General features: G+C 71.0%; 5 protein-coding genes. 4 read left to right on the top strand and 1 reads right to left on the bottom strand.

Features of this window, described 5'->3' with window-relative positions; all coding sequences use genetic code 11:
* Positions 1–73 precede the first annotated feature (73 nt).
* From ABZY12_RS28695 to ABZY12_RS28685, 3 genes are all read left to right on the top strand, one after another.
* A complete protein-coding gene (locus ABZY12_RS28695) occupies positions 74–697 on the top strand; it encodes a GntR family transcriptional regulator (RefSeq protein ID WP_356895317.1) in 624 nt (207 codons plus the stop codon).
* Positions 698–980: 283 nt separating this feature from the next.
* Positions 981–3,686, top strand: coding sequence for a pyruvate dehydrogenase (acetyl-transferring), homodimeric type (gene aceE, locus ABZY12_RS28690; RefSeq protein WP_356895315.1), 2,706 nt, complete (start codon positions 981–983; stop codon positions 3,684–3,686).
* Between the two features lie 163 nt (positions 3,687–3,849).
* Entirely contained in the window at positions 3,850–4,812 is a 963-nt protein-coding gene (locus tag ABZY12_RS28685) for a WYL domain-containing protein (RefSeq protein WP_356895312.1), read from the top strand.
* Positions 4,813–4,822: 10 nt separating this feature from the next.
* On the opposite strand, the gene ABZY12_RS28680 is transcribed toward ABZY12_RS28685, so the two are convergent.
* On the bottom strand, positions 4,823–5,743 hold the full coding sequence (locus tag ABZY12_RS28680; protein WP_356895310.1) for an SDR family oxidoreductase: 921 nt from the start codon (positions 5,741–5,743) through the stop codon (positions 4,823–4,825).
* A gap of 100 nt (positions 5,744–5,843) precedes the next feature.
* Here ABZY12_RS28680 and ABZY12_RS28675 point away from each other — a divergent pair, with 100 nt between their 5' ends.
* A complete protein-coding gene (locus tag ABZY12_RS28675) occupies positions 5,844–6,368 on the top strand; it encodes a DUF4240 domain-containing protein (protein WP_356895325.1) in 525 nt (174 codons plus the stop codon).
* The last annotated feature ends 7 nt before the right edge of the window (positions 6,369–6,375 follow it).

Here is a 6,375-nt window from a genome sequence, read left to right as displayed (position 1 = left end):
GCCCGGGAGTACTCCCGGGCAGGGGCGCCGCCGTATTGTCATAGGCGTCAGCACGTCCCTAAGGAGCGGCTTCATGAGCGTGCCCGTCGTCCACTCGCTGCGCGAACAGATCCGCGAGCACATCGTGGAGGGCATCGTCAGCGGCCGCTGGAAGCCGGGCGAGCGCATCGTGGAGCGGCGGATCGCCACGGAGCTGGAGGTCAGCCAGACCCCGGTCCGTGAGGCGCTGCGGGAGCTGGAGTCGCTGCGGCTGATCGAGTCGGCCCCCAACAAGGGCGTACGGGTACGGAACCTCACCGCGGCCGACCTGGAGGAGAGCTACCCCGTCCGGGCCGGTCTGGAGCAGATCGCGGCCGAGCTGGCGGCGACCCGTCTCGCGGCCGACTGCTCGGCCCTGGAGCCGCATGTGACGGCGCTGTACGAGGCGGACCGGACGGCCGACGGGACGGCCCAGGTGCGGCACACGGTGGCCTTCCACCGGGAGCTCGTGAAGGCCGCCGGGAACGGTGTACTGCTGCACACCTGGGAGGGCCTGGGAATCGAGGTCTTCACGGCGCTGTCGATCCGCTGGCTGGGCACGGTGCAGAAGTCGTACGCCGAGGAGCACCAGGAGCTGGTGGAGGCCTTCCGGCGCGGTGACCCGAACATCGGTGCCCTGGTCAAGGCCCATGTCCTGGGCTGCGCGCCGAGAGCCTGACCCCCTTGGTACGACATCGAGCGGACCGCCGGACCGGCGGTCCGCTCATTCGTGCGAGCCCGCCCGCATTCGCCTTCTCACCTGCGAAAACAAGGCACCCGGTGCCCAATTTCGCGGCACCCTGTGCCGACTTTCTCGATCTGAAGAGGTTTTCGCCTTCAACCCTTTGATCGATCATCGATCGGCGGCTTACAGTCTTCGGCGGGCCGTACCCCGGCCCTCGCCCTGTCCTGCCAGACAAGGCACCCCTTCTCCACCCCCATCTGTCCGGAAGGCGGCGATCATGACCGATCCCGTAGGCAAGATTCCGAGTGAGCTCGACCAGCTCCCGGACCGTGACACCGAGGAGACCGCCGAGTGGGCGGCCTCCCTCGACGCCGTCACCAAGGCCGCCGGCCCTCATCGGGCCGCCTACCTGATGCGCCGCACCCTCCAGCACGCCGAGGGCGCGGGCCTGGCCCTGCCCAAGCTGCTGGAGACGGACTACGTCAACACCATCCCCACCGCGGCCGAGCCCTCCATCGGCGAATCGGGCGGCGACGAGGAGATGGAGCGGAAGATCACCGCCTGGAACCGCTGGAACGCGGCCGCGATGGTCTCGCGCGGCGCCAAGCACGGCGTCGGCGGCCACATCGCCACCTTCGCCTCCGCGGCCTGGCTGTACGAGACGGGCTTCAACCACTTCTTCCGGGGCAAAGAGGCCGACGGCTCCGGCGACCAGCTCTACATCCAGGGCCACGCCTCCCCCGGCATCTACGCCCGCGCCTTCCTCGACGGCCGCCTCACCGAGGCGCACCTCGACAACTTCCGGCAGGAGTCGGGCGGCGAGGGCCTGCCCTCCTACCCGCACCCGCGCCGCCTCCCCTGGCTGTGGGAGTTCCCGACCGTCTCCATGGGTCTGGGCCCGCTCTCCGCCATCTACCAGGCGCGCTTCAACCGCTACCTGACCAACCGCGGCATCAAGGACGTCTCCTCGTCCCACGTGTGGGCGTTCCTCGGTGACGGCGAGATGGACGAGCCGGAGTCGACGGCGGCCCTCGCCCTCGCCGCCCGCGAGGGTCTGGACAACCTGACCTTCGTCATCAACTGCAACCTGCAGCGCCTCGACGGCCCGGTCCGCGCCAACTTCAAGATCGTGCAGGAGCTGGAGGCCCAGTTCCGCGGCGCCGGCTGGAACGTCGTGAAGTCGCTGTGGGGCAACGCCTGGGACGAGCTGTTCCAGCTCGACACCACCGGCGCGCTCGTCCGCCGGCTGCGCGAGGTCCCGGACGCCCAGGTCCAGACGTACCAGACCCGGGACGCCGCCTACATCCGCCAGGACTTCTTCGGCAAGGACCCGGCGCTCGTCGAGATGGCGAAGCTGCTGAGCGACGACAAGATCCTCGAGTGCTTCCACCTCTCGCGCGGTGGCCACGAGCCGCGCAAGGTGTACGCCGCGTACAAGGCCGCGCTGGAGTTCAAGGGCGCGCCGACGGTCGTCCTCGCGCAGACCGTGAAGGGCTTCACCCTCGGCGAGGGCTTCGCCTCCAAGAACGCGAACCACCAGATGAAGAAGCTCTCGGTGGACGAGTTCAAGAACATGCGCGACCTGCTCGAGCTGCCGATCTCGGACGCTCAGTTCGTCGACGGTGTGGTGCCCTACGGCCACCCCGGCGCCGACTCCCCCGAGGTCCGTTACCTCCAGGAGCGCCGCGCGGCCCTCGGCGGCCCGGCCCCGGCCCGGCGCACGCAGCCGCTCGCCCCGCTCCCCGCGCCCGCCGACAAGGCGTTCGCCGCGTTCGACAAGGGCTCCGGCTCGCAGTCGGTGGCGACCACGATGGCGTTCGTACGGCTGGTGAAGGACCTGGTCCGCGACAAGGAGACCGGCAAGCGCTGGGTCCCGATCGTCCCGGACGAGGCCCGTACCTTCGGTATGGAGTCGCTCTTCCCGTCGCTCGGCATCTACTCGCCGAAGGGCCAGACGTACGAGCCGGTCGACCGCGACCAGCTGATGTACTACAAGGAGGCCGTCAACGGCCAGATCCTCAACGAGGGGATCACCGAGGCCGGTTCGATGGCCGACTTCATCGCCGCTTCCTCGTCGTACGCGACGCACGGCGAGGCGATGATCCCGTTCTACATCTTCTACTCGATGTTCGGCTGGCAGCGCACCGCCGACCAGATGTGGCAGCTCGGCGACCAGCTCGGCCGTGGCTTCCTCGTCGGCGCCACCGCGGGCCGTACGACGCTGACCGGTGAGGGTCTGCAGCACGCGGACGGCCACTCGCCGATGATCGCGGCGACCAACCCGGCGGCGCTGACGTACGACCCGGCGTTCGCGTACGAGGTCGCGGCGATCGTCAAGGAGGGTCTGCGCCGGATGTACGGCGAGGCGGCCCCGGGCGAGGACCGGGACGTCTTCTACTACCTCACCGTCTACAACGAGCCGATGCCGCAGCCGGCCAAGCCGGCCGGCGTGGACGAGGGCATCGTCAAGGGCCTGTACCGCTTCAACACCGCGGAGTCGGCCGGCCTGTCCCTGCCCGCGAACGCCCCGCGCGTCCAGCTGCTCGGCTCCGGCACGGCGATCCACTGGACGCTGCGGGCGCAGAAGCTCCTCGCCGAGGAGTGGGGTGTCGGCGCCGACGTGTGGTCCGCGACCTCCTGGACCGAGCTGCGGCGCGACGCGCTGGAGGCCGACGCGGCGCTGCTGCGCGGCGAGGAGCGGGTCCCGTACGTCCGCAAGGCGCTCGAAGGGATCGACTCCCCGGTCCTCGCGGTCTCCGACTACATGCGGCAGGTGCCGGACCAGATCGCGCAGTGGGTCGAGCAGGACTACTCCTCGCTCGGTGCGGACGGCTTCGGTCTCTCCGACACCCGCGAGGCGGCCCGCCGTCACTTCGGTGTCGACGCGCAGTCGATCGTGGTCGCGGCCCTGGCGCAGCTCGCCCGCCGCGGCGAGGTGCGGGCGACGGCCGTGAAGGAGGCGCGCGAGCGCTACGGCCTGTGACACGCCGCCGTCGGCGCGCCTTCGGCGAGTGAGCCGAAGGGGCGCGCCGGGGGAACAGGCCCGAACGCGCGCAGTCCCCGAGGAACGAGGGGGCGAGCACGTACGGGCCTGTTCCCCCGGCTCGAAGCGCCCCGGAGGCGAACCGAGCCGCACAATGGGGCCCATGCGCGCTGCCCGGCTGATCAAGATGGTGCTCCTGCTCCAGTCCCGTCCCTCGATGACGGCGGCCGAACTGGCCGAGGAGCTGGAGGTCTCGGAGCGCACCATCACCCGTGATGCCCTCGCCCTCTCGGAGGCGGGGGTTCCGGTGTATGCGGACCGGGGACGGGCCGGGGGGTACCGGCTCGTCGGCGGCTACCGCACCCGGCTGACGGGCCTGGCCCGTGGCGAGGCGGAGGCGCTGTTCCTGTCCGGGCTGCCGGGCGCGCTGCGGGACATGGGGCTCGGGGACGCGGCCTCGGCCGCCCGGCTGAAGGTGTCGGCCGCGCTGCTGCCGTCGCTGCGCGACGCCCCGGAGTCGGCGGCGCAGCGCTTCCATCTGGACGCGCCCGGCTGGTACCAGGAGCCGCGGACACCGGAGTTGCTCGCGCCGATCGCCGAGGCGGTGTGGGACGACCGGATGATCTCGGCCCGCTACCGCCGCGGCGACACCGAGGTGGACCGCGAACTGGCGCCCTACGGGCTCGTGCTGAAGGCGGGCGTCTGGTACGTGTGCGCCCTGGCCGGCTCCTCGTTCCGTACGTACCGGGTGGACCGCTTCACGGCGGTCGCGCTCGGCGAGGAACGCTTCGTACGGGACGAGGACTTCGATCTGCCGGCGTTCTGGGAGGCGCGGGCGGCGGAGTTCGCCCGGTCCCTGCTGCGTACGGAGGTGGTGCTGCGACTGTCGGACGCGGGGGCCCGCCGCCTGCCGTACGTCACGGACCGCGCGGCGGCCGAGGAGGCACTGGCCTCCGGGACGCGGGACGCGCAGGGACGGGTGACGGTGACCCTCGGGGTGGAGAACGAGGAGGTCGCCTACGGCCAGTTGCTGTCCCTGGGCGCGGAGGCGGAGGTGCTCGCCCCGGACGCGCTCCGGGCCCGTTTCGCGGAGGCGGCCCGGGGCATGGCGGCGCTCTACGGATGACCGGCGGCCGCTACCGGTAGTCCGCCACGGACGGGTTCTCGCCGCGCTCCTTGGCGACGATGAAGCCCCAGGCGTCCGGCCGCGAGCCGTCGGTGTCGGTGAAGCCGTACTCCTTGGCGAGCTGCCCGCTGGAGAGCGACTGTCGGTTCCAGCGGGCCCGTTCGGGGTCGGCGGCGAGGGCGGCGACGGCGCGGCCCAGGTAGAACGGCGACTCGGCGACGGCGAAGTCGGGGATCTTCGCGGTCGCGTCGCGCCAGTTCTCCTCCGTCACGCCGAACGTCGCCAGCATCTCCTCGGAGCGCAGCCAGCCGGGGGTGATCGAGACCGCGGTCCCGCCGACGTCCTCGAGGTCGTGGCCGAGGGCGAACGCCATCCGGATCGGGGCGTTCTTGGTGAGGTCGAAGAAGATGTTCTCGCGGTAGCGGGTGTTGTACTCGGCCGTGCCGTCGGTCACCTCGACGACCAGCCCGCCGGGGTTCCGTACCAGCAGCGGCAGGGCCAGGCGGGAGGTGATCAGATGGGTCTTCACGCCGAGTTCGAGCATGCGCAGACCGTCGTCGAGGTCGTGTTCCCAGATCTTCGTGCCGAACTTGATCAGGCGTTCGCCGCCCCACACGTCGTTGACGAGGACGTCGAGGCGCCCGTGCTCCTCGTCGACGCGGTCGACCAGCGCCTGGACCTGGGCCGGCTCCAGGTGGTCGGTGGGGACGGCGATGCCCTCGCCGCCGGCGGCCGTCACGAGCTCGGCGGTCTCCTCGATGGTCTCCGTCGGCCGGCCGACCTCGCTGACGTGCGTACGGGTGGTGCGCCCGGTGACGTAGACGGTGGCGCCGGCGGCTCCCAGCTCCACGGCGATGGCGCGCCCCGCGCCCCGGGTGGCGCCCGCGACCAGTGCGATCCTGCCGTCGAGCGGCTTCGATTCAGTCGTCATGGATCGACGGTGACAGGAAAATACGACATCTCCTGTCCGGTTTCTTTTTGGTGTTTTCCGGGTGCGTCGCCCTCCCCCAAGGCCGATGCTTGATCCCGTGATGGACGAAACGGAGTTCTGGGAGATCATCGACTCCACCCGCGAGGCCGCCGGGGGCGACCCCGAGGACCATGCCGACCTGCTCGTCGAGCGGCTGCTGCGGCTCGATCCCGACTCCGTGCTGGACTTCGCCCGTCATTTCGAGGCCCGTTACAACCGCGCGTACCGCTGGGATCTGTGGGGCGCGGCGGCGATCCTGCTCGAAGGGGCGAGCGACGACGCCTTCGACTACTTCCGCTGCTGGCTGATCGGGCAGGGGCGGGAGATCTTCGAGGGCGCGGTGCACGAGCCGGACGCCTTGGCCGAGCTGCTCGACGAGTTCGACGAGGAGATCGACGGGGACGGCGAGGAGCTCGGATACGCGGCGGACGAGGCGTACGAGCAGCTCACCGGCACGGAGGCGCCGGATCTGGGGATTCCGCCCCAGCCGGCCGAGCCGGAGGGCAGTCCGCTGGAGCTGGAGGACGACGCGGTGCTCGCGGAGCGCCTCCCACGGCTCTGGACGCGCTTCGGGACGGAGATCTGAGGGGGTA

The organism is Streptomyces sp. NPDC006551, from assembly GCF_040611675.1.
GTDB lineage: Bacteria > Actinomycetota > Actinomycetes > Streptomycetales > Streptomycetaceae > Streptomyces.
This window is presented reverse-complemented; position numbering and strand designations above follow the sequence as displayed.